Origin of the sequence: Pseudomonas helmanticensis (assembly GCF_900182985.1) — a bacterium.
GTDB lineage: Bacteria > Pseudomonadota > Gammaproteobacteria > Pseudomonadales > Pseudomonadaceae > Aquipseudomonas > Aquipseudomonas helmanticensis.
Window position 1 is genome coordinate 913,717 of sequence record NZ_FXUY01000001.1, and the last position, 26,093, is coordinate 939,809.

Consider the following 26,093-nt stretch of genomic DNA (forward strand, 5'->3'; position numbering starts at 1 on the left):
GCGCGACTGCCCTCAAAAGCGTAGTGAACCCGCTGCAATTTGCCCGTCAAAGGGGCAGTTGCCGATCAGCGGTGAATCCCGAAAGCACAAGACTTCCCGCTGAAAAACCGGATAATGGCGGCCATTCGTTTAGCCGTATTCTGGTAATCCCGCATGGAAATCAAGGTCAACTTTCTCGACAACCTTCGACTTGAAGCCAAGTTCGACGACTTCACGGTGATCGCCGATCAGCCCATTCGCTACAAGGGTGATGGCTCGGCACCGGGGCCGTTCGACTACTTCCTCGCGTCGTCGGCCTTGTGCGCGGCTTACTTTGTGAAGTTGTACTGCGACACCCGCAACATCCCCACGGAAAACATTCGCCTGTCGCAGAACAACATCGTCGACCCGGAAAACCGCTACAACCAGATCTTCAAGATCCAGGTCGAGTTGCCGGCCGACATTTCCGACAAGGATCGCCAAGGCATCCTTCGCTCGATCGACCGCTGCACGGTGAAGAAGGTCGTGCAGACCGGCCCGGAATTCATCATCGAAGAAGTCGACAACCTCGACGCCGATGCGCAGGCTTTGTTGATGCCGGCCTCCGGCTCCGATGCGGGCACTTATATTGCCGGCAAGGACCTGCCGCTAGAGCAGACCATCGCCAACATGTCGGGGATTCTCGCCGACCTGGGCATGAAGATTGAAATCGCCTCGTGGCGCAACATCGTACCCAACGTCTGGTCGCTGCACATTCGCGACGCGCATTCGCCGATGTGTTTCACCAACGGCAAGGGCGCGACCAAAGAGGGCGCACTGGCCTCGGCACTGGGCGAATTCATCGAGCGCCTGAACTGCAACTTCTTCTACAACGACCAGTTCTGGGGCGAAGAGATCGCCAACGCCGAGTTCGTCCATTACCCGGACGAACAATGGTTCAAGCCTGGCCCGAAAGACGAGTTGCCGACTGAAATTCTCGACGAGTACACACTGAAGATTTACAACCGCGACGGCGAGCTGCGCGGCTCGAACCTGTTCGACACCAACTCCGGCAACACTCAGCGCGGCATCTGCTCGCTGCCGTTTGTGCGCCAGTCGGACAATGAAGTGGTGTACTTCCCGTCCAACCTCATCGAAAACCTCTACCTGAGCAACGGCATGAGCGCCGGCAATACCTTGGCCGAAGCGCAGGTGCAGTGCCTGTCGGAAATCTTCGAACGCGCGGTCAAACGCGAAATCCTCGAAGGCGAAATGGCCTTGCCGGATGTGCCGCAAGCAGTGCTGGAGAAATACCCGAGCATCCTCGCCGGCATCAAAGGCCTGGAAGAGCAGGGCTTCCCGGTGCTGGTCAAGGACGCGTCGCTGGGCGGCGAATTCCCGGTAATGTGCGTGACCCTGATGAACCCGCGCACCGGCGGCGTGTTCGCCTCGTTCGGCGCGCACCCGAGCCTGGAAGTGGCGCTGGAACGCAGCCTCACCGAATTGCTTCAGGGCCGCAGTTTCGAAGGCCTCAACGACTTGCCGCAGCCGACCTTCTCCGGTCAGGCCGTCACCGAGCCGAACAACTTTGTCGAGCACTTCATCGACTCCAGCGGTGTGGTGTCGTGGCGTTTCTTCAGCGACAAGGCGGATTTCGAATTCGTCGAGTGGGACTTCTCAGGCGAGGGCGAAAACTCCAACGCCGAAGAGGCCGCGACCCTGTTTGGCATCCTTGAAGACATGGGCAAGGAAGTCTACATGGCGGTCTACGAGCACATCGGTGCCAAGGCCTGCCGGATTCTGGTGCCGGACTACTCGGAGATCTACCCGGTCGAAGACCTGATCTGGGACAACACCAACAAAGCCCTGCAATTTCGTGCCGACATCCTCAATCTGCACACCCTGAGCAAGGTCGGCCTGCGCAACCTCGCCCAAGGCCTGGAAAACAGCGAGCAGGACGACTACACCGAAATCACCACGCTGATCGGCATCGAGTTCGACGACAACACGCCGTGGGGCAAGCTGACCATTCTCGAACTGCGCCTGCTGATCTGTCTGGCCCTGCAAAAGTACGAGCAGGCCAAGGATCTGGTCGAAGCCTTCCTGCAATACAACGACAACACCGTCGAGCGCGGCTTGTTCTATCAAGCGGTCAACGTGGTGCTGGAGATGGAGCTGGACGAGGATCTGCAGCTGGAAGACTACGAAGCCAACTTCCGCCGCATGTTCGGCAACGAGCGCATGGACGCGGCGATTGGCTCGGTGAACGGCAGCGTACGCTTCTACGGCCTGACGCCGACCAGCCTGAAGCTGGAAGGTCTGGACCGGCATCTGCGCCTGATCGAGAGCTACAAGAAGCTGCACACGGCGCGGGCCGGTTTTACCGCCCGATAAAATCAAAACCCGTGGTGAAGAATGTCTTCATCACGGGTTTTGCGTTTACTGCAACGGCACGTAGATATCCGTTTGCCATTGCTCTTGCGGCGTCTCGGGATAGACGCTCAGGTAATGGAAAAACAGTGGCTGATCCCTGAGTTCCTCGCCACTGGCGGGTAACCAGTCACGGTAGATCGGATAGATCGATTCGCCGATGTGATCCGGTGAACCAGTGTGTCGCACCACCACGTAACGTCCTGCGGCGATGACGCGTTCGTGTACACCGAATTCGTTGGGCGCTACCGCCTCGTCAATTTCGCCGCACACGGCAAAACGGAAATCCTGCGCAGGCGTGGTGTCCGGGTTGCCATAGGGAATCCCGAACGTCCGGCTCGTCGCCACCGGTGATTGGCCGCTGTGCATTCGCCACTCGATGAATGTGCGCACGCTTTCGTTGACCAGTCCTGGTGGGCCGTGGTGTTCCAGCGCGGCGACTCTGACGCTGGCGAAGTCGACGATTCTTGTTTGCATGATGACGCTCCTGGAAAAATGAGGAATAGCGAACACCGCATTCCAGTGCTGCCAGTTGGCGGCCTTCCTGAACGTACTCGGCGCCATGCCAAAGTCGCGCTTGAACGCTCGGCTGAAAGACTCCGGGCTGTCGAAACCGGCGTCGGCTGCGGCATCCAGTATCGAATATGGCCCCCTCGCACTCAGCCGGTGCGCCGCCCGGCGCAAGCGCATCAACTGCACGTAACGCGAAACCGGTACGCCGACAAAGGCACTGAACTGCCGATGGAAGTGAAACGCCGAAAAGTTCGCCACCTGACTCAATGCGTGGATCGACAAGTCACCTTCCAGATGGGCCTCGATATAGGCAAGTACCGCGTTGAATCGCTGGGTGTAGGCGACTGGGGTCGGCAGTTCGGACACTGGCTGATGTCTCCTTGGAATGCGGTCTGCAAAGCATCGGCGAAAGCGCCGGGATGGCGCCTAGCCGGGTTTGCTCAAATGTGGCATAAGTCCCGGCCAGCGCACATCAGCGTGCACCGCGTTTGCATGGAATAACCATTACGTCATGGAGATACCCGGATGGCGGAAAAAATCGTCAAGTCCAAACTGGTCAACTTTCTGGTGGCCGACGTTGAAGTCAATTACGAAGAGGTCGGCAATTTCTACGACAGCGTCGGCGCCGGCAATGTGAACGTGCTGGCTGGAGTGATGGAAGCGTTCCAGCAAGCCTACGGCGGCCTGTGGGTCGGCGGCAGCATGCAATTGACCAAAACCGCGTTGCACCTCAACGCCAATGCCATGAACCGCTTGGTGCAGGACGGCACGCTGGACATCGAGATTCCGCTCGGCATGATCAAAAGCGTGTGCATCGACGGCGGTTTCATCACCCGGATCATCCGCCTGGATACCGATGCCGGGTGCGTGATGTTTCGTTGTTTTGGCGCTAAGGAAGTGGTCGCCCTGATCGAGAAGATGATCGTGCCGCGTGTTTCGTTGGCGGTGCTCAAGCGGGTTTTGTAAGTTTGATTTGACGCGGTTCATGGCGCTCGAATCGCGTTTCAGGGTAGGTGATCGAATGGCAGGCGAAGGACTCGAAGACATCCTCGCAGAGAATCTCGCAGTGGTTTTCTGCGGGATCAACCCGGGGCTGCTGGCGGCGGCTCAGGGGCATCACTTTGTCGGGCGTGGTAATCGCTTCTGGCGCACTTTGCATCTGGCCGGGTTTACCCCGCATGAAGTGGCGGCGAAGCAGGATCGTTCGATCCTGCAATACGGTTGTGGCCTGACGGCGGTGGTCGACCGGCCAACCGCGCGCGCGGATCAGTTGTCGCTGGCGGAATTCAGCGCGGCGGCGGAAGCTTTCGAGGACAAGATCCGCCAGCATGGGCCACGCTACGTGGCGTTTCTCGGCAAGGTGGCGTATGCCGCGCTGTCGGGCCAGAAGCACGTCGCGTGGGGGTTGCAGACGCACACCTTCGGTAACGCGGCGGTTTGGGTGCTGCCCAACCCGAGCGGGCGCAATCTTGCGTTTACGCAGGAGCAATTGGTGGCGGCGTACCGGCAACTGCGGCTGGCCAGTTCCGCTGTGCAGTGACCTGGCCCTGGGCGCGGCAATTTTTTCTCACCAGCCAGAATTGATGCAGTCGACGCTGCGCCGCAGGTCGCTACCATCCAGGCAGCGGTGGCGCTCAATACAGCGCAATGAGTGGCTGATTTCGCCACCATCGAGCCGACAAAATGGCCCCGGGAACGGCTTTACGTTCCCGAAAAATAATAACTGGCTGTTTTAAAACAAATTTTTTTTCATTCAGGGCTTCACAGATGGAAGGAATGTTGGTAAATTGCCGCGCATTCGCACACAGACAGATACACAGTGTGAGATACAGGGGCGTCGCCAAGCGGTAAGGCAGCAGGTTTTGATCCTGCCATGCGTTGGTTCAAATCCAGCCGCCCCTGCCATATTCAAGAAAACGCCAGTTCGCGAGAACTGGCGTTTTTTTATGCCTGCGATTTGTACGATGCTGAATCTACCGTCGTGATCGCGAGCACGGCTCACTCCTGCATGAGGACGCGTTCCAACTGCAGGAGTGAGCCTGCTCGCGATAGCTCCAGCCCATTCACCGTCGATTCAACCCACCAACTCGACTTCCTGCCCCCGCGCCCAATCCGCCACCAGCCGCGCCGGTGTCCCGCACACCTCGCGCTTGTAGACGAAGTGGTGGCATTTCTCGGCAAACCCGCTGCGGTTGTAGAGCATGTCTTCCTGCATCTCTTGCAGCTCACTGTCGCGGCACTGCTGAATCAGCACTTGATCAGTCCGCGACTTGCGCTCGCGCACGGCGGCGTAGGTCGGATCGCTAAGCACGGCGTTGGCGCGTTGCAGCAGCCACAGGGCAAACTCATCCGGGCAGCGCGGGCCGATTTCCTGAACCATGCCCAATTGCAGTGCCTGGTGGGCGCTGACCGGCAGGCACGCCTGGGTCAATTGCTCGGCCATTGCCGGGCCAACTGCGCGGGGCAGGCTGTACGTCCAGTATTCCGAGCCATACAAACCCATGCTCTTGTAGTGCGGGTTGAGCACGATGTCGGCCCGGGCGAAGACAATATCGGCGGCCAACGCCAGCATCACACCGCCAGCGCCGGCACTGCCGGTTACGCCGCTGACCACCAGTTGCCGCGCACTCAACAGCTCTGCACAGACATCGTCGATCGCCTGAATATTCGCCCAGGCCTCGGCGCCGGGATCTTGAGCTGCCTGAATCACATTCAGATGCACGCCGTTGGAAAAACTGCCGCGTCCGCCCCTGATCAGCAGTACCCGCGTGTCGCGCGACTTGGCCCAACGCAACGCTTCGACCATGCGCTGGCACTGCTCGGTGCTCATCGCGCCGTTGTAGAACTCGAAGGTCAGCTCGCCGACATGCCCCGACTCACGATAGCGCAGCGGTTGATACGCCTCGTCGCTGAACGGCTGGCTGGCGATCGACCAGTCCAGTGTCGGCACATTGGCCAATTGCCCGGCGAGCACATGCCGCGCCGGTTGCTTGAAGGTTTCTTCGCCTGGTTGCGGTTTGCGCCGTAGCGAACCGAGCCACACGCTCTGATCACCCGCTGCGACCAGCACCGCATCATCGTGCACGGCGAGAATCTCACCGGGCAGACCGCTGCGCGAATCCACATGCGCGTCGTAAACGTAGTACTGGCCGCCGGCGAGGCTCGCCAACACACCCGGTTGGCCATCGGCGGCATCGATGCAACGTTTGATGAAACGCGCGCAGTCGTGCCAGCTGAAGCTGCGATCCACCTGTTTCATGTTCGGTTGCAGGCGGCCGCGGACGGTCGGATTGGCGTAATCCAGCGGTATCGGCACAAAGCCGTCGACGAATTTCTCCACCACCTCGCGAATGCAACGAATCGCCGCATCGCTGACCCGACCGTTGTACAGCTCGGATTTGCGCAGCCCCGACGGCAGATTGAATTCGCACGTCGCCCAGACCGGGCCAGCGTCCATTTCCTCCACGGCTTGCAGGGCGGTGACGCCCCAGCGCGACAGTTCGTTGCTGATCGCCCAGTCCAGCGCGCTGGCCCCACGATCGCCGACGATGCCTGGATGAATGATCACCACCGGACGTTGCGTGTTGCTCCATAACGCTTGCGGTACGCGGTCCTTGAGGAATGGGCAGATCACCAGATCCGCGCCGCTGTGTTCAATCTGTTCGCACACCGAAGTTTCGTCGGTGAACAGCACGACGCTGGGCGAGTGCCCGGCCTGACGCAATTCCAGCCAGGCGCGTTGCGTCAGGCCGTTGAACGCCGACGACAGCAGGATGATGTTGAGTGGTCGCATGAATGTTCTTCCTTGAATGGGATCAGCCGCGGGCTCCCGGTGAGCCGTCCCTGGCCTTCGATGGAGCCGGAAGATTAATCAGTGTCCAGGCGTGCACTCGTGACCAGGGTCAACGTTGTGTTGGCCAATGTTTCTGCGGCGATGAAGGGTCTTATGCAAAATTGTTTGTTTATGATTATTTTTTATTCCTTCAAATGTTTTCGACGCTATTGCACAGTCGCGCCTGATCAGAGCCGGACGATCCCGGCAGAACGATGGTTTTTCGCAGCGGGTGGACCCCGTTTCAGGGAGCAAGGCATGGGTGGGCATAACCCGCATTACCAGATCATTGGGCAAATGTTCCAAAAGGACTATCGCTGGCTGTGCGCTGCCGTCGGCCGCACGCTGGGTTGCCCGCACGGCGCGCAGGACATCGCATCGGAAACGTTTCTGCGGGTTCTGGCGCTGCCGGATCCAACGGCCATCCGTGAGCCGCGCGCACTGTTGACCACCATTGCCCGGCGCTTGGTCTATGAAGGCTGGCGTCGTCAGGATCTCGAACGTGCCTATCTGGAAAGCCTGGCGCTGGTGCCGCAACCGGTGCATCCATCGCCAGAAGAGCGCGCGCTGGTGATCGAGGCGTTGCTGGCGGTGGATCGCCTGCTTAACGGTCTGTCGGCCAAAGCCAAAGCGGCGTTTCTCTATCACCAGCTCGACGGTTTGACTTACAGCGAGATCGGCCAGCGCCTCGGCGTGTCGACCAGTCGCGTGCAGCAATACATGGTTGAAGCGTTCAAGCGTTGCTACCAGGCGATGCAGGCATGAGGCCCGACGAAACGCTGGTCGATGAGGCGGCGCAATGGATGGCGTTGTTGCAGTCGGGCGACGTCAGCCTCGGCGAGCGGGCGGCGTTCGATGCCTGGCGCGCGGCCGATCCACGGCATCAGCAGATCATCGAGCAAATGGGCGGCGGTTTGAATCTGCTGCGCAATCCGAGCCTGAGTGGATTGCCACGCAACAGCCTGCTGCACAGCCTGAATGCGCCGTCGAGTCGTCGGCGTTTTATCAGCGGCAGTTTGAGCGTGCTCGCTGTTGCCGTGTTGGCCGGTTTGCTCGGGCGGCGTTATGGCTGGCTGCCCGAAGCGGGTGAACTGTCGACCGGCACCGGAGAACGACGCGATTTCACTCTGCAGGATGGCAGCGCGTTGACCCTCAATGCGCGCAGCCGGGTGGTGCCTTTGTTCGACAGCACTCAGCGCTTGCTGGCACTGCGCAGTGGTGAGTTGCTGGTCGACGTCGCCAAGGATCCGTCGCGACCGTTTGTGGTCGAGACCGAACACGGTCGCATGCGCGCGTTGGGGACGAAGTTTCTGGTGCAGCAGGGCGACGATTCCACGCGTTTGGTGATGCTCCATTCGCAGGTCGAAGTGCTCACGGCGGGTGGCGCGCGGCAGGTGGTCGGGGCGGGTGAGAGTCTGACTTTCAACGCCGCTGGCGTGCTGTCCATGGAGCGCAGCAGAGGCCACGAAGGCGCCTGGACGCAAGGACGGCTGGAGGTACGCGACCGTCCGCTGAGTGAAGTCATCGACAGCCTGCGTCGCTATCGGCGGGGCATTTTGCATGTCAGTCCGGAGGTCGCCGATCTGCGCCTGAGCGGTCTCTATCCGCTGGATGACAGTGACCGCACGCTGCAATTGCTCGAGCGTTCGCTGCCGATCCGCGTGACTTGGCACAACCCCTATTGGGTCTCCATCGCCCCCCGCACCAACCCCCTGTAGGAGCCGCCGAAGGCTGCGATCTTTTGATGTTGTTTTTTAAGATCAAAAGATCGCAGCCTGCGGCAGCTTCTACGGGAAGCAAGGATCGAGATTTGCGGCAGCGCGGTGCGTTCTATTCGGTTATAGGGATATGACTTCTTGGCCTAAATGCCGGCCTATAAAAAGCGCCGGCCCGCTGCTCATTCCCTGCAGATGCCTTCAACAGGGAAGCCCCTCGATGTTCTCATTCAAACAACAATTACCTCGACTGACCCTCGCCGCTGCGCTGGCCATGGGCATTGCGCCGTTGCCAGCGCTGGCGCAGGAAGCCGCTGCGGCGGTATTCACGTTCGACATTGCCAGCGGCCCGCTCGACGAAGTGCTGCTGGATATCTCGCGGCAGGCCGGCGTGCCGATTTCCTTCAGTCAGGACCTCGTGCAAGGCAAGCGCAGCGCGGCCGTGCGAGGTGCTTTGGGCGGCCGGCAAGCGGTAGAAAAGGCCTTGCTCGGCAGCGGCCTGCAAGTCGAGCAAAGCAATCAGGGTTTGAGCATTCGTGAAGCTGACGCTGCCGCACCAGTGCCAGCCAAAGTCACTGTGGTGGCGCCCGTCACCAATGCCGATTACCGCATGGAAAAAGTCACCGTCACCGGCTCGCGCATCGCCCGTGCACAGAGCGACGGCGCGACGCCGGTCAACGTCATCACCCATGAAGAAATGGAAGCGCGCGGCTACAAGAACGTCTACGACGCCTTGGCCACCCAGACGCAAAACACCGGCATGACCCAAGGCGAAGACTACGGCAACACCTGGCAACCGGCCGCCAGCGCGCTGAACCTGCGCGGCCTCGGCCCCAACCATACGCTGGTGCTGATCAACGGCCGGCGTGTGGCGGATTACCCCACGCCGTACGACGGCAAGGTCAATTTCACCAACCTGGCGAACATTCCTTCAGCGGTGATCGAACGCATCGAAATTCTCAGCAGCGGCGCCTCGGCGATCTACGGTTCGGATGCCATCGCCGGGGTGGTCAACATCATCCTCAAAGACAAGATCAACGGTGTCGACGTCAACCTCAAGGGCGGCACCAGCGAGCGCGGTGGCGGCGATAACCAGCGCTTGCAGATCAGCGGCGGCGGCAGTTGGGGGGATTTCGACGGCTTGTTCGGACTCGAACTGACCAACCGTGACCCGATCTGGGCCGATGACCGTGGCTTCATGCAAAGCGGCCCGTTGGCGGATGTCGGCTACCGCCGCGATCTGAGCAACAGTCGCTATCTCGGCCCGGGTTGCGGCGCCTATCAGGGCACCTTCGACAACAAGCTGTTCAACAGTGGCGGGCGTTGCCGCACCGATCAGATGTACAACGATTACTGGACCGTGCAGACCCAGAAGGAAAACTACGACGGCTACACCCGGGGCACCTGGCATTTCAGCGACAGCGGCCAGGTCTTCGCCGACTTGATGTACGGCCTCGACCACATCCAGAACAACACCCGTGGCCCGACCTTCACCTCGCCGGATTTCATCAACCAGAACAGCGGCAACCTGGAGCGCTGGTATCGTCGATTCGGTGAAGAAGAAATTGGCGGGCGCACCAGCAATAACAGCAAGTGGCGCGACACGTCGTGGACCGGCACCCTCGGTCTCTCCGACAAGATCGCCGACACCGGCTGGAGTTACGACCTGGCGGCCAATCGCTCGGAATATCGCAGCGTCAGAACCACCCGTTACACGCCGCTTTCATCAATCCAGGATTTTTACCTCGGCCCCCAGTTGGGCGTGAGCGGCGGTTATCCGGTGTTCGCCCCGGATGCATCGCGTCTTGATCGGCCACTGACGCCGCAGGAATGGCAGCAGTTTCGCGGCAACCTGACCCAGAGCAGCAAGTCGGTGTCGACCAGCTACAACGCCTCGGTCAATGGCGATCTGTTTGATCTGCCGGCCGGCCCGGTAGGGTTCGCCGGTGTGATCGAGGCGGGCAAGCAGGAATACCGCGTCGACCCGGATGACGGCCTCAACGACGGCAGTTTCTACGGCGTCAGCCCGGCGCAAAGCTCCGGTGGCTCGCGCAAGCGTTATGCCGCGGGCGGCGAGTTCAGCATTCCGGTCACCGACACCGTGCTGGCCACGGCGGCGGGGCGTTGGGATCAGTACAAGTTCAGCGGTCGCACCGAGCAACAGAAAACCTACAACCTCGGTCTGGAGTGGCGTCCGGTGACCAGCCTGTTGCTGCGCGGCAGTTACGGCACCAGTTTCCGCGCGCCGGACCTCAACTACATCTATCAATCCGACAGCAACGGTTACTACCCGGCGCAGATCGACTACTACGGTTGCAGCCAGGGCGTGGAGGGCGCCTGTGATCGCGGGCGGGTCGATTACACCCAGAGCGGCACTGCGAATCTGGAGTCTGAACGGGGTAAATCCTGGACGTACGGGTTTGTCTGGTCGCCGTCGCGCAACTTCGATTTTTCTACTGATTTCTGGCGTGTCGAGATCGACGACTTGCTGACCACCGTCGACGAAAACCGTTTGTTGCAAGAAGAAAACGAATGTCGCAATGGCACCCAGGACATCAACTCGGCCAATTGCCAATCGACCTTGGCACGCATCGATCGCAACGCCGGCAATGCGGCCATCGATCCTAACCAGTTACAGCGCGTGCGAGTGAACGCCATCAATGCCGCCAGCGAACGTGTCAGTGGCCTGGACTTCAAGAGCAACATCCGCTGGGGCGCCGGGCAATACGGCGCCTTCAGTTCGGCGCTGGGTTACACACTGGTGCTGTCGCATTACTACAAGGAGTCGGACGAAGCGCCGACCCAGGATTGGCGTACCTCGCGCACCAACTACGACTGGCGCAGCAAGGTCAACGCCAGCCTGACCTGGGATTATCAGAAAGCCACGGCGACGCTGATGGGCATTCGCTACGGTTCGGTCACCAATGGCGCGGGGGACGGGCGTTTGTCGCCCTGGACGGTGTTCAACGCCAGCGCACGTTACAAACTCAATGATCGGGCGAGTGTCGGGCTGACCGTGAACAACCTGCTCAATCAGGTTAAACACGATGATTCGGCAGGCTGGCCGTACTACCCGACCGGCAACTATGACCCGTACGGGCGGCAGTGGTGGCTGGATGTGAGCTATCACTTCGGCGGCTGATTGCGCGATTTTTTCTCGATGGCGTCCTACGAAAAACGGCGTTTTTTGCGGCAAGCAGGGAATTTTTCCGACGACTTTTTCAGGTTGGTCGTCGGACGCGGGATCTATAGCATCGGTCGTGACATTGAAGTCGCTGAGCGGTTTGAGCGCTCAGAGCCCAGACAAAGGATGGATTATGCGTACCCAACACATCGAGCATGAAACGCCTGCTTATTCCCCTCGCCATCTTTGGCGCGACGATCGCGCCAGATGCCCCATTGAGGATGCCGTGATGCCCGTAACGAAAGCGCCCAGGCTTACGGGGCTGAAGAAGGTCGAGGGCAAACCTGTCGAGCTGCTCGTGCATGGCCAGAACATGGGTGACGATGCGATGCTGATCGTTCAGCTGACGAACGATGGTTTTGAGCTGAGTGACGTCGTCAACATGCTTTCAACCTCGCAAATGTACCTGCAAGGTGACATGGTCAAACGGATCACCGGCAAGTCTGTCAGAACCGTGCGCCGGCTTATGAAGCAAGGTGATCCGGTTCGGCTTGATCCCCGGCAGAGCGTCATCGCCTATCAATATGCGTTGGTACTTGAGCTGGCCATTCGTGCATTTGCGGGACTGTCCCGGGCCGAGGAGTGGATGCAGAAGCCGAGCCCTTATCTGAACGGTCACGTGCCATTGGAATTGACCCTTCATCCACTGGGTTTTCAGATGGTCGAGCAATACCTGAATCAGATCTTGTATGGCGGCTACCCATGAATCCTTTGCCTTGGGACGAGCAATGGTACGCCTGGCGGCTGGACCGGGAGGCATACGGAGGTACGTGGGACAGCGGGGTTGGTTCAAAGCTGAAGGGTGGTCGATGGAATGCGCCCGGTCGGCGAGTCGTTTACGCGTCGGTCGATCCGTCTTCGGCCATTCTCGAGGTGGCAGCCAATCGCAGTTTTGATGCGCTGGACAGCGAGCCGCATGTACTCACGTGCTTTGAGGTCATCAGTGATGCAAGGGTCAGAATCGTACAGCCAGAAGAAGTGCCGAATCCTTACTGGTTGAACCCCTCACGACCGTCACCCAATCAACAGCTGTTTGTCGACGCATTATTGGCCGAGCATCCATTTGTGCTGATCCCCTCGGTGGCAACCCGTCATTCGTGGAATCTGCTGGTGAGCTGCGAACTGGCAGAGGGGCAGTTCAAGATGGTCTCTCAGGAGCGATTTGGCCTGGATACCCGGCTGTTGAAGGAGATGGCATCGACCTGATGTGTGAGCATTGTTTTTTTGCATAACCTCATCACCCAACGGTCTAACCCGCGCTCTATAAATCCCTCTGCGTCGTCGCACATCCCTGCATAAACCAAAACGCAGGGATGGCTGTTCATGATTCAGTTTTCACCCGTTAAATCGCCTTTGAGCCTGGCCTTGCTGCTGGCTATCAACACGTTGCCGGCGATCGCCGCTGATAGCTCGGCAAATGAACCCGTTACCCAACTGCAACGGGTGGAAGTCACCGGCACGGCAATCCGCCGCGTCGATGCCGAAACCGCAGTGCCGGTGACCATCCTGCGTGTCGAAGAACTGCGTGAGCAGGGCGTTTCCACCACTGAAGAGCTGGTCAGTCGTATTTCCGCCAACCAGTCCTCAGTCGGCTCGGGCCGTTCGGTGGGCTCGAGCAGCGGCGGGGCGTCTTATGCGGACTTGCGCGGGATTGGCCCGAACAAGACGCTGGTGCTGCTCAATGGGCGTCGCCTGAGCAACAACGCCACCAACGCAATCAATGGCTCCGGGGTAGACCTCAACACAATTCCGTTCGCTGCCATCGACCGGGTTGAAGTATTGCGCGATGGTGCTTCGGCGCTGTACGGCACCGATGCCATCGGCGGCGTGATCAACTTCATCACCAAGACCAGCCTCACCGAAGGGCAGATCAGCAGCAACTACGACACGCCAACGCATTCCGGCGGTGGTGAAAGCCGCAATTTCAGCGGCAGCTGGGGTTTTGGTGATTTGCAGAATGACCGCTTCAACGTTTTCGGCGTGGTCAGCTACGACAAACAACAACGCCTGGCGGCGGATGATCGTGGCTACACCTACAACTATCAGCCCGGTCGTGGTCTTGATTACACCTCGGGTACAGCCTCGCCGGCGAACTGGAGTCAGGGGCGCAACGCGACGAATCCGCTGGCGGGGTCTGGCTGCAACGCCCCGGGCTTGCTCTCGCGCAACGGCATCTGCCGCCAGAGCCTGTGGAATTATCTCGATCTGGTGCCGGAAACCGAAAAGACCTCGGCCTTCGCCAAAGCCACCGGCAAGCTTTCGGATGACCACAACGTCAGTCTCGAGTATTTCTGGGCGCGCAACGAGAACCGCACACAGATCGGCCCCGGCACGTTGATGGGCAATCAGGTCAATCCGGGCTCCGCGTTCTACCCGGGCAACGGCATTACTCCTGGCCCGAGTGGCGTTGCGCTTGACCCGACGCAGCCAGTGGATGTGAACTGGCGTGAAAGCGCTGTCGGCGCACGGCAGCATGAGGACGACAACACCGGTCAGCGCTTACTCCTGAGCTTCGACGGCACGCTCGTCGGCTGGGACTACAACCTCGGTGCCTCGTACAACCAGAACAAAGTGATCAATAGTATTGAAGCCGGCTACGTCAACGACCATGCGGTCAGCGCCGGCATTGCCAACGGTGTGATCAACCCTTTTGGCCCGCAGACAGCAGCAGGTTCGGCGCTGTTGGCAGCCAACGCGGTGGACGGCGATTACGCCACGGCGGTAGGGCGGGTGAAGGCCATCGACGGGCGTATCAGTCGCGAGATCGGTGACTGGTTCGGTGCCGGGCCTTCGGCATTGGCGTTGGGCGGCGAATACCGCAAGGAAGACTTCCATCAGGACTTCGCGCAGTTTGCCGGGGATGTGCAAAGCCTTGGCGTCGACCCCAACGGTAGCGTTGCCGGGGATCGCAGCGTCTCGGCCGAATACGCCGAGGTCAACGTGCCGGTACTCGATAGCCTCGAACTGTCTGCGGCGGTGCGTCACGACAAATACAGCGATTTTGGCAGCACCACCAACCCGAAATATTCGTTCCGCTTTCAGCCGTTCAAGGAACTGGTGGTGCGTGGCGCTTACAGCGAAGGTTTCCGCGCGCCGTCGCTGTATGAACTGTACAACCCGAATTTCACCAGTTTCACCAATGCCAACTACAACGACCCGCGTCTGTGCCCCGGCGGCAATCCGAGCAACGGCGGCATCGCCAACCGTGACTGTGCGCAACAGTTCAACCGCAGCACCGGGGGCAACACCGAGCTGAGCCCGGAAACGGCGCGCAACGTCACCGTCGGGTTTGTCTATCAGCCGTTCGACCGCCTGACCACCAGTCTGGATTTCTGGTGGATCGACATTGCCAACCAGATCGCCGAGTTCCCCGAGTCGGCGGTTTTCGAGAACCCGGAGCTATACCCGGATCGCTTGATCCGCAAGCCTGACGGTTCCATTGATCATGTCGTCACCGGTCTGGCCAACCTCGGCAAGATCAAGACCAACGGGGTCGATGTCAGCTTCGACTATCGCTTGCCGAGCACGCCGTACGGCAATTTCGGCATCGGTCTGCAAGGCACTTACGTCACGCGTTATGACTACCAGCAACAGCTCAAGGGCGACTATATCGACAAGCTCGGCGACTTCCGTGGCGGCGACTTCGCTTCGGCGGGCGCAGTGGCGCGCTGGCGTCACAGCCTGACGGGTAGCTGGAACTACGGCCCGTTCGGCGCAAGCCTGACCAACCGCTACACCAGCGGTTATCACGACTCGGATCGCGAGGCGCACGACTACGTCGGTTCCTACAACGTCTGGGACCTGGCCGGCACCTACACCTGGCGCAAGACCCTCAGCGTGACCCTCGGCGCGAAAAACCTGTTCGACCGTGAGCCGCCATTCAGCAACCAGACCTACACGTTCCAGAGCGGTTACGACCCGAAATACGGCGATCCGTTCGGGCGGACGCTGTACACCCGGGTCGCCTACAAATTCTGAATGCCCCCCTGTAGGAGCTGCCGCAGGCTGCGATCTTTTGCTTTTTCAAGAGCAACAGATCGCAGCCTGCGGCAGCTCCTGCAGGGGCACGGTTGGCCTGCTGAAAAATTTCTGGTGACTGATCGGACGCCTTCGCGGGCCAGTAACAGCACCACGTAAAAAGGATCTGCCAAATGTTCGCCAGACACCCCATTCTGAGCCTTTGCCTGCTGTTCAGCCCAATGGCATGGGCGGCGCCGCAACCGTTCCTGACGGTTTACGGCGAAAGCCCAAAATACGCCGCTGACTTCCAGCACCTCGCCTATGCCAACCCCGACGCACCCAAGGGCGGCAGCCTGCGCCGCTCCTCACTGGAAAGCGGCCCCTTCGATCACCTGATTCCCTACACCGACAAAGGCACCGGCGTTGCCGACATTGACGGTTGGCTTTACGCGCCGTTGGCCTATCGCAGCAAGGACGAGCCTTACAGCGTCTACGGTCTGGTCGCGCAGCAGATGGAGCTTGATCCCGATCGCCGCTGGTTGCGTTTCTACCTGAACCCCAACGCACGTTTCGACGACGGCACGCCGATCACCGCTGAAGACGTGCGTTACACCTTCGAATTGTTCACCAGCCAAGGCAGCCTCAAGTACCGCCAGCAATTTCGCGATGTCGCAGAAGTAGTCGTCGAGTCGCCGACGCAAGTGCGCTTCAACTTCAAGAACAATGACAGCCGTACCTTGCCCCTGGACCTGGCGACATTACCGGTGCTGCCCGAACATTGGTGGCGCAGCCGCAACTTCGCGGAGGGTGCAGGTTTCGAGATTCCGCCAGGCAGCGGCCCCTATCGAGTCAGCGCCGTGGATACCGGGCGCAGCGTCAAATTTCAACGGGTACAGGACTGGTGGGCCAAGGATCTGCCGATCACTCGTGGGCTGTACAATTTCGAACAGTTGAGTGTGGAGTTTTTCGCCGATACCGACGTTTCGCGTCAGGTGCTGAAGGCTGGCGGCTTCGATTACAACCGCGAATTCTCGGCCACCAGTTACACCATCGGCTATGCCGGCGCGGCGCTGGAACAAGGCAAACTGCTGCGTGAACATCTGGCGCCGGGGGCGGCGCAAGGTGCACAGGGTTTCGTCTTCAATTTGCAGAAAGCGCAATTTCAGGATCGCCGCGTGCGCCAGGCGATCGCCATGCTCTGGGATTTCGAATGGAGCAACCGGCAGATGATGCGCAGCATGTACCTGCGCCAGCGCAGCTACTTCTCTCACAGCGCCTTGTCGGCCACCGAGTTGCCCGACGCCGAGGAGCTGAAAATCCTTGAACCGTTGCGCGGACAAATACCGGACGAGGTGTTCACGCAAGTGTTTCAGGCGCCGAAAACCGACGGCAGCGGCAACGTTCGCGCCGAACAATTACAGGCGCTGAAGTTACTGGAAGCGGCGGGTTGGACGCCGCGCGGCGATCAATTGGTCAATGCTGCCGGTGAACCGCTGCACTTCACCTTCCTCAACGGCCAGAAGGGTTTCGAACGGCTGCTGTTGCCGTTCAAGCGCAACCTTGCGCAGATCGGCATCGGCTTCGATATCCGCCAGGTCGACACCGCGCAATACACCAACCGCGTACGTAACCGCGACTACGACATGATCGTCGCCGGTTACCCGGTGAGTCAGGCGCCGGGGCGCGAGATGTTCAATTATTTCGGTGCTGACGGCGCCGCTGATCCCGGTTCGAACAACTACATGGTCTTGCGGGATCCGGCGGTCGACGCGCTGCTCGAAGGACTGGCGCAAGCCGACAGTCGCGAGAGCCTGCTGCGTCACGCGCGTGCTCTGGATCGGGTGTTGCAGTGGGGTTATTACTGGGTTCCCAACTATTACCCGCCAGGTATTTCCACGGTCTGGTGGAACCGGTTCGGCCGCCCGCAAACTGCGCCGCTGTATGACGCCGGTCTCGACACCTGGTGGGAAATCAGCCCCAGCGCATTGACCCACGCGCAGATGCAGCAACAGCCAAAGGAGTACGCCCATGTGGGGTTATAGCCTGCGGCGTCTGCTGCTGATCGTGCCAACCCTGCTCGCCATTTTGCTGGTCAACTTCGTCATCGTCCAGGCTGCACCCGGAGGCCCGGTGGAGCAGGCCATCGCGCGTTTGCAGGGCATCGGCGTCGGTGCGGCAGTGGGCGCCAGCCATGTCGAAACGATGGGTGGCGAATCCCGAGCGACGCGCGGGCTGGACCCGAAACTGGTGGCGGACATCGAGCGTCAGTACGGCTTCGACAAACCTGCCAGCGAACGCCTGTGGCTGATGCTCAAGAGCTATGCGCAACTGGATTTCGGCCAGAGTTTCTTTCGCGGCGCCAGCGTCACCGAACTGATCTGGCAAAAACTCCCGGTGACCTTGTCGCTGGGATTGTGGGCGACGCTGATCACTTATCTGGTGTCGATTCCGCTGGGCATTCGTAAAGCCTTGCACAACGGCTCGGCGTTCGATGTCTGGAGCAGCGCGGCAATCATCATCGGCTATGCGATGCCGGGCTTTCTGTTCGCGCTGTTGCTGATTGTGGTGTTTGCCGGCGGCACTGCGCTGGACTGGTTTCCGGTGCGCGGGCTGATCTCGGAAAACTTCGCCGAACTGTCGCTGTGGGGCAAGGTCGCCGACTATTTCTGGCACCTGGTGCTACCGGTGACGGCGTTGGTGATCGGCGGTTTCGCCACGCTGACGATCCTCACCAAGAACAGTTTTCTCAATGAGATTTCACGGCTGTACGTGGTGACAGCGCGCGCCAAAGGCCTGAGCGAAAGGCAGGTGCTGTACGGCCATGTGTTTCGCAACGCCATGTTGCTGGTGGTCGCCGGGTTACCGCAGGCGTTGGTGACAGTGTTTTTTGGCGGCTCGCTGCTGATCGAAGTGATCTTCTCCCTCGATGGCCTCGGTCGCCTCAGCTATGAAGCGGCGGTGTCACGCGATTACCCGGTGGTATTCGGCTCACTGTTCATCTTCACCTTGTTCGGCCTCTTGATAAAACTGCTCGGCGACCTCTGTTACACGCTGGTCGACCCGCGTATCGACTTCACCGTGAGGGCTGCCTGATGCTGACGTTATCTCCAATCGGCCAGCGCCGTTGGGCGCGTTTCATAGACCATCGGCGTGGCTGGTGGTCGCTGTGGCTGTTCCTCGCACTGTTCGGCCTGAGCCTCGGCGGCGAGTTGATCGCCAATGACAAACCGTTGCTGGTCACGTATCAGGGCGAATGGTTCTTCCCGGCATTCAAGCGTTACACCGAAGAGGATTTCGGCGGAGAACTGCCGTTCCAGCCGGATTACCGCAGTGCACAAGTACGCGATCTGATCGAGAGGCGGGGCGGGCGCTTGTGGTTTGCGCCGATCCCGTTCGCGTTCGATACGGTGAATTACGACCTGACGGAACCGGCGCCGAGTCCACCGACCGGCGAAAACTGGCTGGGCACCGATGATCAGGCGCGGGATGTCCTGGCGCGGGTGATTTTCGGCGCGCGGGTGTCGCTGCTGTTCGCGTTGGCGCTGACTGCGGTGAGCGCGTTGATCGGTATTGCTGCCGGGGCTTTGCAAGGCTATTACGGCGGCTGGATCGACCTGCTCGGTCAGCGTTTGCTGGAGGTCTGGTCGGGGCTGCCGGTTCTGTATCTGCTGATCATTTTGTCCGGGTTCGTCGAACCGAACTTCTGGTGGCTGCTGGGGATCATGGCGTTGTTTTCCTGGCTGAGTCTGGTCGACGTGGTGCGTGCCGAGTTTTTGCGCAGTCGTGGCCTGGAGTACGTGAAAGCTGCGCGCGCCCTGGGCGTTGGCGATGCACAGGTGATCGTCCGGCACATTCTGCCCAACGCCATGAGTGCGACCCTGACGTATCTGCCGTTCATTCTGACCGGCGCAATTGCGACCCTGTCGGCGCTGGATTTTCTCGGTTTCGGCATGCCCGCCGGCAGTGCTTCGCTGGGCGAGCTGATCGGCCAGGGCAAGAACAATCTGCAAGCACCCTGGTTGGGGCTGACCGCGTTTTTCGTCTTGGCAGTGATCCTTTCCCTGCTGGTATTCATCGGCGAAGCCTGCCGCGATGCGTTTGATCCGAGGACTTGATATGCATGAACATCTGATCGAAATACGCGACTTGCGGGTAGCGTTCAATGGCCAGCCCGTGGTGCGCGGCATCGACCTCGACATTCGCCCCGGTGAGTGCCTCGCGCTGGTGGGTGAGTCGGGCTCCGGCAAGTCGGTGACCGCGCACAGCATCTTGCAGTTGCTCGACCCGAACATCAGCCAAATCGACGGGAGCATCCGTTATGCCGGCGAAGAACTGCTTGGCGTGCACCCGCGCTATCTGCGGCAACTGCGCGGCAACCGCATTGCGATGATTTTTCAGGAGCCGATGAGCTCTCTGAATCCCTTGCACACGATCGAGCGGCAACTGGGCGAAAGCCTTGTTTTGCACAAAGGGCTGGCGGGTGCGGCGGCGCGCAAACGCATTGTCGAACTACTGGAGCTGGTCGGTATTCAACGCCCGCGTGAGCGGCTCAAGGCCTATCCGCACCAACTTTCAGGTGGCCAGCGTCAACGGGTGATGATTGCCATGGCGCTGGCCTGCGAGCCGCAATTGTTGATCGCTGACGAACCGACCACGGCGCTGGACGTCACCGTACAACGCAAGATTCTGCTGCTGCTCAAGGAACTACAGGAGCGCCTGGGCATGGCGTTGCTGATCATCAGCCATGACCTGAATCTGGTGCGCAACATCGCCCAGCGCGTGGCCGTGATGCGCGCCGGGTTGATCGTTGAACAGGCGTCCTGCGAGCAATTGTTCAGTGCGCCGCAACATCCTTACAGCATCGAACTGCTCAATGCCGAACCGGGTGGGGAGGCGTTGTGTCGCGATGCTGCGGAGGATTTGCTTGAGGTGCGCGACCTCAAGGTTCACTTTCGTCTGAGCGGTGGCTGGTTGCGAGCCAAGTCGTATCTGAAAGCCGTCAACGGCATTGATCTGAACCTGCAGCGCGGCAAGACCCTCGGCATCGTCGGTGAGTCCGGCTCCGGCAAGTCCACGCTGGGGCAGGCGATCCTGCGTTTGATCGATGCCGAGGGCAGCATTCGCTTTCAGGGCGAGGCACTTGAGCAACTCAGCGGCAGGCAGCTACGACCTTTGCGCAAACGCCTGCAAGTGGTGTTTCAAGATCCGTTCGGCAGCCTCAGCCCGCGCCTGTGCGTGGAGCAGATCATCGCCGAGGGCTTGCAGGTGCACAGCGATCTCAATGCTCGCGAGCGCGAGCAGGCAGTGATCGATGTGTTGCGCGAAGTGGGCCTCGACCCGGCAACGCGGCATCGCTATCCACATGAATTTTCCGGTGGCCAGCGCCAACGTATCGCGATTGCCCGGGCGCTGATCCTAAAGCCGGATCTGATCTTGCTGGATGAGCCGACGTCGGCGCTGGATCGCACGGTGCAGAAACAGATTGTCACGCTGCTGCGGCGCTTGCAGGCGGAGCATGGCCTCACGTATCTGTTCATCAGCCATGATCTGGCGGTCGTGCGCGCGCTGGCGCATGACTTGATTGTGATGAAAGATGGCGAAGTGCTGGAGCGTGGGGAAACTTCGCAGTTGTTCCATTCGGCGCAACATCCGTATACCCGCGAATTGCTCGCAGCGTCCTTCAGCGGTTGATCCTGTAGATACTCTGTTCACGCTGCAATCTTTTGCTCCTGATATTTGCAAACAGGATCAAAAGATCGCAGCGTGCCGCAGCTCCTACATGGGCTGAAACGCAAAAATCCCGCCACAGGGGCGGGATTTTTTGTGTCACTGAACAGCGCTATTACGCTGGGAACAGCTCGGACAGTTTCATCGACAACATCATGTCGCCTTCAACGCGCAGCTTGCCGCCCATGAAAGCCTGCATGCCGTCGGTTTCGCCGCTGACGATACCTTTCAGGGTTTCGCTGTCCAGCACCAGCGTGCAGTTGGCGTCCGGGTTTTCACCTTCCTGGATGTCGCAAGTGCCGTCTTTGACGATCAGCGAGTACTGCTTGTCTTCGTCGGTGATGTTGAAACCGAAGACCAGATCCAGACCGGCAGCAGCGGCTGGGTTGAACTTGGCTTGCATTGCTTTTACGGCATCAGCTACGGAGGTCATGGTTCGATCCTTTCTTGGGTAATAGGAGCTGAGTGATTACAGCAAGGGTCACAGTTATCCGGACTCAGCGAAAAGTGATGAGTTCCGGAGCCTTCAGCAGCTGCAGGTGTGCATGACTGTTGAAGGAAGCCAGAGCCACCTCGCGACCGCGAAACTTCAGCTGGTTGAGCGAGGTGTTGACGATTTGCCAATTCAATTCAAAAGCCTGTTTGGCAGGCATTTGGGTAATCAGGTGGAGCAGGGCGGTGATAGTGCCGCCGGAAGTAAACACGGCGATTTTCTGTTTATCGCCGGCCTGTTCAAGAATTCGCTGCAGCCCGGCCTGGACGCGTTCGACGAAGCCCAGCCAGCTTTCAAGGCCCGGCGTGTCGTAGGTGCCGGCCAGCCAGCGCTCGATGATCAGGGCAAAAATGCGCTGGAACTCGGCACGGTTTTGCGCGGCATTGCGCAGAACATCGAGGGCTTCCGGTTCGTCTTCCAGCATGGCCGGGAGCAAGGCGCGGATCACCGCGTCGGCGTCGAATTCGTTGAATGCGCAATCGGTTTCGAGAATTGGAACCGGCAGGCCCTTGGCAGTGAATTGCTCCAGTGCGCTGGTAGCGGTGTGTTGCTGGCGACGCAGGTCACCTGCAAGGCAGCGATCGAAGCGGATGCCCAGTTCAGCGAGGTGCTGACCGAGTACTTCTGCCTGGCGCACACCAGTCGGCGACAGGACGTCATAGTCGTCTGCACCAAAGGAGGCCTGGCCATGTCGAATCAAATAGATGCTGCCCACGTCCGCGTCATCCCGGTACGTTGAAGGTTTGGCGAGGTTATGAGGATGCCGCCGAGCTGTCAATGAAAAAACATACGCTTGTTTGAAATGCCCGTTACAGGGGTGTTGCCAGAGGTTTCACGGCTGGCCGACGAGCCGGCGCATGGGTATGCTGGACTTATCCCGAGCGTGTGTTTTGCACTCGCGCATTGTTTTAAGGAGTCGCTGTGGAGTTTTTCACCGAGTACGCCAGTTTTCTGGCCAAGACCGTCACCCTGGTGATCGCCATTCTGGTGGTGCTCGCCAGTTTTGCCGCATTGCGCAGCAAAGGCCGGCGCAAGTCGGCGGGGCAGTTGCAGGTCAGCAAGCTCAATGATTTCTACAAAGGCCTGCGTGAGCGGCTGGAGCAGACCTTGCTCGACAAGGACCAGCTCAAGGCTTTGCGCAAAGGCCAGGCGAAAACCGAAAAGAGCGAGAAAAAGCAGAAGAACAAACCCGAGGTCAAATCGCGGGTGTTTGTGCTGGATTTCGACGGTGACATCAAGGCCTCGGCTACCGAGAGCCTGCGTCACGAAATCACTGCACTGCTGACCCTCGCCACCCCGAAAGACGAAGTCGTGCTGCGTCTCGAAAGCGGCGGCGGTATGGTCCACAGCTATGGCCTGGCGTCATCGCAATTGGCGCGGATCCGTGAAGCCGGCGTGCCGTTGACGGTCTGCATCGACAAGGTCGCGGCCAGTGGCGGCTACATGATGGCCTGCATCGGTGAGAAGATCATCAGTGCGCCGTTTGCGATTCTCGGCTCGATCGGTGTCGTTGCGCAGTTGCCCAACGTCAACCGCCTGCTGAAAAAACACGACATCGATTTTGAGGTGCTGACCGCCGGTGAATACAAGCGCACCCTGACCGTATTTGGCGAAAACACCGAGAAAGGTCGCGAGAAGTTCCAGGAAGACCTGGACATCACCCATCAACTGTTCAAGAACTTCGTGGCGCGTTACCGGCCACAACTGGCGATCGATGACGTCGCTACCGGTGAAGTCTGGCTCGGCGTCGCGGCGCTCGACAAGCAACTGGTGGACGAGCTCAAGACCAGTGACGAGTACCTCGCAGACCGGGCGAAGAAGGCCGAGGTCTATCACTTGCACTATGCCGAGCGCAAAAGCCTGCAGGAGCGCATCGGCATGGCCGCCAGCGGTTCTGTCGACCGCGTGCTGTTGAGCTGGTGGAGCCGTTTGACCCAGCAACGTTTCTGGTAAACCGCAGGCATAAAAAAACGCCGGTCAAATGACCGGCGTTTTTTTGTATCGCGTAAACCTGCGGGCTTAGCGGCGACGGAACAGCGGCAGCGGTTCGTCAGTGGCAGCCTGATAGGTCACCGAGAAATCCTTCAGACCTTCCAGGGCTTCGTACGGGTCTTTATCCGGGCGCACGGCAAAGGCATCAAAACCGCAGCGATGCATGTAGAACAGCTGATCGCGCAGCACATCGCCAATCGCCCGCAGCTCGCCTTTGAAACCATAACGGTCGCGCAGCAGGCGAGCATTGGAGTAGTTGCGGCCGTCGGTGAACGCCGGGAAATTCAGCGCGATCACCTGAAACTCAGCCACGTCTTCACCGATTTCTTCGGCTTCTTCGTCGGCGTCCAGCCAGATACCCAGGCCACCGTCGCGAGCCTTGAGCATGCGGCTGTGTTCGCGCCACAACTGCAGTGGAACGATCAAGTCGTCACAGTTGCTGATCTCGTCGATGTTGAAATCCTTTGGCAGCAAGTGCCAGGTTTCGTCGACAACCGCGTTGTTCTTAATGATTCGCTGCATAGACGCGTTCCTTGAAGAGGTCGATGCCAATACGCTGATAAGTGTCGATGAAGCGCTCGTCTTCGGTACGTTGTTCAACGTACACGTCGATCAGCTTCGAGATCACGTCAGGCATGACTTCCTGGGCGAAGGACGGGCCGAGGATCTTGCCCAGGCTGGCGTCACGGCTGGCACTGCCGCCGAGGGAAACCTGGTAGAACTCTTCGCCTTTCTTGTCCACCCCGAGGATGCCGATGTGGCCGACGTGGTGGTGGCCGCAAGCGTTCATGCAACCGGAGATGTTCAGGTCGAGTTCGCCGATGTCGAACAGGTAGTCGAGATCGTCGAAACGGCGCTGGATCGATTCGGCGATCGGAATCGACTTGGCGTTGGCCAGCGAGCAGAAATCTCCGCCAGGGCAGCAGATGATGTCGGTCAGCAGGCCGATGTTCGGCGTGGCGAAACCACCTTCACGCAACTCGCCCCACAAGGTGAACAGTTGGCTTTGCTCGACGTCGGCCAGAATGATGTTCTGCTCGTGGGATGTGCGCAGTTGACCGAAGCTGTAGCGGTCGGCCAGATCGGCAACGGCATCCAGTTGCTTGTCGGTGATATCGCCCGGAGCAACGCCGGTCGGTTTCAGCGACAGGGTCACGGCAACATACCCCGGCTTCTTGTGTGCCAGGGTGTTGCGGGTGCGCCAGCGAGCGAAACCCGGGTGCTCTTTGTCCAGATCGGCCAGTTGCACGGTCTGGTTGTCCAGCGCCTTGTAGTCCGGATCGACGAAATGCTTGGCCACACGCTGCAGTTCGGCCTCGGTCAGTGTGGTCTGGCCACCGCGCAGGTGCTCCATTTCCGCATCGACTTTCTGCGCAAACACTTCTGGCGTGAGTGCCTTGACGAGGATCTTGATCCGCGCCTTGTATTTGTTGTCGCGACGACCGTAGCGGTTGTAGACCCGCAGGATGGCGTCGAGGTAGCTCAACAGGTCCTGCCATGGCAGGAACTCATTGATGAACGCACCCACCACCGGCGTACGACCGAGACCGCCGCCGACCAGCACGCGGAAACCCAGTTCGCCAGCGGCGTTGTGCACCGGCTCGAGGCCGATGTCGTGGACTTCGATAGCGGCACGGTCAGCGGTCGAACCGTTGACGGCGATCTTGAATTTGCGCGGCAGGTAGGCGAATTCCGGGTGGAACGTCGTCCACTGACGGACGATTTCGCACCATGGGCGCGGATCGATCACTTCGTCGGCGGCAACACCGGCGAACTGGTCAGTGGTGACGTTGCGCAGGCAGTTGCCGCTGGTCTGGATCGCGTGCATCTGCACGGTCGCCAATTCAGCCAGAATGTCCGGGATGTCTTCCACCGCCGGCCAGTTGAACTGCACGTTCTGCCGCGTACTGATGTGGGCGTAGCCCTTGTCGTAGTCGCGGGCAATCTTGGCCATCATGCGCATCTGACGCGAAGTCAGCTGGCCGTAAGGCACCGCCACACGCAACATCGGCGCAAAGCGCTGGATGTAGAGGCCATTTTGCAGGCGCAGGGGGCGGAATTCTTCTTCGCTCAGCTCACCTGCCAGATAGCGTCGGGTCTGATCACGGAACTGCTTGACGCGGTCCTCGATGATCCGCTGATCGTACTCGTCATATACGTACATATAAGTCCTGTTCTCAGGCTTGGGCCATTCGGATTAGCACTGCGTTTTCGCTTGCCGGAGTCCGATTGTGCCTCTGCAATTCTGCGCGCACGGCCGCGCACTCCCTAGAGGAGCCGGGGCAATAT

Annotated in this window: 20 protein-coding genes and 1 tRNA gene; 15 read left to right on the forward strand and 6 right to left on the reverse strand. The window is 59.8% G+C overall.

All coding sequences use genetic code 11. From position 1 onward, the window contains the following. The first annotated feature begins 153 nt into the window (after window positions 1–153). A complete protein-coding gene (locus QOL84_RS04295; RefSeq protein ID WP_283436317.1) occupies window positions 154–2,352 on the forward strand; it encodes an OsmC domain/YcaO domain-containing protein in 2,199 nt (732 codons plus the stop codon). Window positions 2,353–2,397: 45 nt separating this feature from the next. Here the strand turns inward: QOL84_RS04295 and QOL84_RS04300 are convergent, their stop codons facing one another. Then, the gene (locus tag QOL84_RS04300) at window positions 2,398–3,258 is read right to left on the reverse strand and encodes an AraC family transcriptional regulator (protein WP_430458725.1); all 861 of its coding nucleotides are present in this window, start codon (window positions 3,256–3,258) and stop codon (window positions 2,398–2,400) included. 168 nt (window positions 3,259–3,426) lie between these two features. Here QOL84_RS04300 and QOL84_RS04305 point away from each other — a divergent pair, with 168 nt between their 5' ends. The 3 genes from QOL84_RS04305 to QOL84_RS04315 all read left to right on the forward strand — a co-directional run bounded on the left by QOL84_RS04305 (window position 3,427) and on the right by QOL84_RS04315 (window position 4,806). Further along, window positions 3,427–3,867 carry a hypothetical protein gene (locus QOL84_RS04305; RefSeq protein ID WP_283436319.1) on the forward strand — a complete coding sequence of 147 codons (441 nt, stop codon included), beginning with the start codon at window positions 3,427–3,429 and terminating at the stop codon, window positions 3,865–3,867. A gap of 55 nt (window positions 3,868–3,922) precedes the next feature. Beyond that, window positions 3,923–4,441 carry a G/U mismatch-specific DNA glycosylase gene (gene mug, locus QOL84_RS04310; RefSeq protein ID WP_283436320.1) on the forward strand — a complete coding sequence of 173 codons (519 nt, stop codon included), beginning with the start codon at window positions 3,923–3,925 and terminating at the stop codon, window positions 4,439–4,441. 290 nt (window positions 4,442–4,731) lie between these two features. Then, window positions 4,732–4,806: transfer RNA gene (locus tag QOL84_RS04315), tRNA-Gln, on the forward strand. Window positions 4,807–4,975: 169 nt separating this feature from the next. On the opposite strand, the gene QOL84_RS04320 is transcribed toward QOL84_RS04315, so the two are convergent. Next, window positions 4,976–6,694, reverse strand: coding sequence for a hydrogenase maturation protein (locus QOL84_RS04320; RefSeq protein WP_283436321.1), 1,719 nt, complete (start codon window positions 6,692–6,694; stop codon window positions 4,976–4,978). A 297-nt stretch (window positions 6,695–6,991) separates the two neighbouring features. Here QOL84_RS04320 and QOL84_RS04325 point away from each other — a divergent pair, with 297 nt between their 5' ends. From QOL84_RS04325 to QOL84_RS04370, 10 genes are all read left to right on the forward strand, one after another. Then, window positions 6,992–7,498 carry a sigma-70 family RNA polymerase sigma factor gene (locus tag QOL84_RS04325; protein WP_283436322.1) on the forward strand — a complete coding sequence of 169 codons (507 nt, stop codon included), beginning with the start codon at window positions 6,992–6,994 and terminating at the stop codon, window positions 7,496–7,498. After that, a complete protein-coding gene (locus tag QOL84_RS04330) occupies window positions 7,495–8,451 on the forward strand; it encodes a FecR domain-containing protein (protein WP_283436323.1) in 957 nt (318 codons plus the stop codon). Before QOL84_RS04325 ends, QOL84_RS04330 begins: the two co-directional genes overlap by 4 nt. A 217-nt stretch (window positions 8,452–8,668) precedes the next feature. Further along, window positions 8,669–11,590 carry a TonB-dependent receptor gene (locus QOL84_RS04335; protein WP_283436324.1) on the forward strand — a complete coding sequence of 974 codons (2,922 nt, stop codon included), beginning with the start codon at window positions 8,669–8,671 and terminating at the stop codon, window positions 11,588–11,590. A 271-nt stretch (window positions 11,591–11,861) separates the two neighbouring features. Next, the gene (locus QOL84_RS04340; protein ID WP_283438618.1) at window positions 11,862–12,338 is read left to right on the forward strand and encodes an MbcA/ParS/Xre antitoxin family protein; all 477 of its coding nucleotides are present in this window, start codon (window positions 11,862–11,864) and stop codon (window positions 12,336–12,338) included. After that, window positions 12,335–12,838, forward strand: coding sequence for an RES family NAD+ phosphorylase (locus QOL84_RS04345; protein WP_283436325.1), 504 nt, complete (start codon window positions 12,335–12,337; stop codon window positions 12,836–12,838). The genes QOL84_RS04340 and QOL84_RS04345 overlap by 4 nt, the downstream gene beginning before the upstream one ends. A 117-nt stretch (window positions 12,839–12,955) precedes the next feature. After that, a complete protein-coding gene (locus QOL84_RS04350) occupies window positions 12,956–15,610 on the forward strand; it encodes a TonB-dependent receptor (protein WP_283436326.1) in 2,655 nt (884 codons plus the stop codon). Between the two features lie 173 nt (window positions 15,611–15,783). After that, the gene (locus tag QOL84_RS04355) at window positions 15,784–17,634 is read left to right on the forward strand and encodes an extracellular solute-binding protein (protein WP_283436327.1); all 1,851 of its coding nucleotides are present in this window, start codon (window positions 15,784–15,786) and stop codon (window positions 17,632–17,634) included. Next, window positions 17,621–18,685 (forward strand): microcin C ABC transporter permease YejB, encoded by a 1,065-nt coding sequence (locus QOL84_RS04360; protein ID WP_283436328.1) that lies wholly within the window; start codon window positions 17,621–17,623, stop codon window positions 18,683–18,685. The genes QOL84_RS04355 and QOL84_RS04360 overlap by 14 nt, the downstream gene beginning before the upstream one ends. Continuing rightward, window positions 18,685–19,707, forward strand: a complete 1,023-nt coding sequence (locus tag QOL84_RS04365) for an ABC transporter permease (protein ID WP_283436329.1) — start codon at window positions 18,685–18,687, stop codon at window positions 19,705–19,707. Before QOL84_RS04360 ends, QOL84_RS04365 begins: the two co-directional genes overlap by 1 nt. Window position 19,708: 1 nt before the next feature. Further along, window positions 19,709–21,283, forward strand: coding sequence for an ABC transporter ATP-binding protein (locus tag QOL84_RS04370; RefSeq protein WP_283436330.1), 1,575 nt, complete (start codon window positions 19,709–19,711; stop codon window positions 21,281–21,283). 151 nt (window positions 21,284–21,434) lie between these two features. Here the strand turns inward: QOL84_RS04370 and QOL84_RS04375 are convergent, their stop codons facing one another. Both QOL84_RS04375 and QOL84_RS04380 read right to left on the reverse strand, forming a co-directional pair. After that, window positions 21,435–21,752, reverse strand: coding sequence for an SCP2 sterol-binding domain-containing protein (locus tag QOL84_RS04375; RefSeq protein ID WP_053120860.1), 318 nt, complete (start codon window positions 21,750–21,752; stop codon window positions 21,435–21,437). Between the two features lie 64 nt (window positions 21,753–21,816). Then, the gene (locus tag QOL84_RS04380) at window positions 21,817–22,527 is read right to left on the reverse strand and encodes a histidine phosphatase family protein (RefSeq protein WP_129394155.1); all 711 of its coding nucleotides are present in this window, start codon (window positions 22,525–22,527) and stop codon (window positions 21,817–21,819) included. A 206-nt stretch (window positions 22,528–22,733) separates the two neighbouring features. Between QOL84_RS04380 and sohB the strand changes: the two genes are divergently transcribed. Next, window positions 22,734–23,765, forward strand: a complete 1,032-nt coding sequence (gene sohB, locus QOL84_RS04385) for a protease SohB (RefSeq protein ID WP_129394154.1) — start codon at window positions 22,734–22,736, stop codon at window positions 23,763–23,765. Between the two features lie 66 nt (window positions 23,766–23,831). Here the strand turns inward: sohB and QOL84_RS04390 are convergent, their stop codons facing one another. Both QOL84_RS04390 and QOL84_RS04395 read right to left on the reverse strand, forming a co-directional pair. Beyond that, entirely contained in the window at window positions 23,832–24,326 is a 495-nt protein-coding gene (locus tag QOL84_RS04390) for a DUF934 domain-containing protein (protein ID WP_129394153.1), read from the reverse strand. Continuing rightward, on the reverse strand, window positions 24,310–25,968 hold the full coding sequence (locus tag QOL84_RS04395; protein WP_129394152.1) for a nitrite/sulfite reductase: 1,659 nt from the start codon (window positions 25,966–25,968) through the stop codon (window positions 24,310–24,312). Before QOL84_RS04395 ends, QOL84_RS04390 begins: the two co-directional genes overlap by 17 nt. Window positions 25,969–26,093: the final 125 nt, after the last annotated feature.

Bases quoted from the DNA above. Each gene is read 5' to 3' on its own strand.
- QOL84_RS04305 (WP_283436319.1), top strand. From the start codon at position 3,427: ATGGCGGAAAAAATCGTCAAGTCCAAACTGGTCAACTTTCTGGTGGCC.
- QOL84_RS04345 (WP_283436325.1), top strand. From the start codon at position 12,335: ATGAATCCTTTGCCTTGGGACGAGCAATGGTACGCCTGGCGGCTGGAC.
- QOL84_RS04350 (WP_283436326.1), top strand. From the start codon at position 12,956: ATGATTCAGTTTTCACCCGTTAAATCGCCTTTGAGCCTGGCCTTGCTG.
- QOL84_RS04395 (WP_129394152.1), bottom strand. From the start codon at position 25,968: ATGTACGTATATGACGAGTACGATCAGCGGATCATCGAGGACCGCGTC.
- QOL84_RS04375 (WP_053120860.1), bottom strand. From the start codon at position 21,752: ATGACCTCCGTAGCTGATGCCGTAAAAGCAATGCAAGCCAAGTTCAAC.
- mug (WP_283436320.1), top strand. From the start codon at position 3,923: ATGGCAGGCGAAGGACTCGAAGACATCCTCGCAGAGAATCTCGCAGTG.
- QOL84_RS04355 (WP_283436327.1), top strand. From the start codon at position 15,784: ATGTTCGCCAGACACCCCATTCTGAGCCTTTGCCTGCTGTTCAGCCCA.
- QOL84_RS04365 (WP_283436329.1), top strand. From the start codon at position 18,685: ATGCTGACGTTATCTCCAATCGGCCAGCGCCGTTGGGCGCGTTTCATA.
- QOL84_RS04370 (WP_283436330.1), top strand. From the start codon at position 19,709: ATGCATGAACATCTGATCGAAATACGCGACTTGCGGGTAGCGTTCAAT.
- QOL84_RS04390 (WP_129394153.1), bottom strand. From the start codon at position 24,326: ATGCAGCGAATCATTAAGAACAACGCGGTTGTCGACGAAACCTGGCAC.
- QOL84_RS04360 (WP_283436328.1), top strand. From the start codon at position 17,621: ATGTGGGGTTATAGCCTGCGGCGTCTGCTGCTGATCGTGCCAACCCTG.
- QOL84_RS04295 (WP_283436317.1), top strand. From the start codon at position 154: ATGGAAATCAAGGTCAACTTTCTCGACAACCTTCGACTTGAAGCCAAG.
- QOL84_RS04325 (WP_283436322.1), top strand. From the start codon at position 6,992: ATGGGTGGGCATAACCCGCATTACCAGATCATTGGGCAAATGTTCCAA.
- QOL84_RS04330 (WP_283436323.1), top strand. From the start codon at position 7,495: ATGAGGCCCGACGAAACGCTGGTCGATGAGGCGGCGCAATGGATGGCG.
- QOL84_RS04320 (WP_283436321.1), bottom strand. From the start codon at position 6,694: ATGCGACCACTCAACATCATCCTGCTGTCGTCGGCGTTCAACGGCCTG.
- QOL84_RS04335 (WP_283436324.1), top strand. From the start codon at position 8,669: ATGTTCTCATTCAAACAACAATTACCTCGACTGACCCTCGCCGCTGCG.
- QOL84_RS04340 (WP_283438618.1), top strand. From the start codon at position 11,862: ATGCCCGTAACGAAAGCGCCCAGGCTTACGGGGCTGAAGAAGGTCGAG.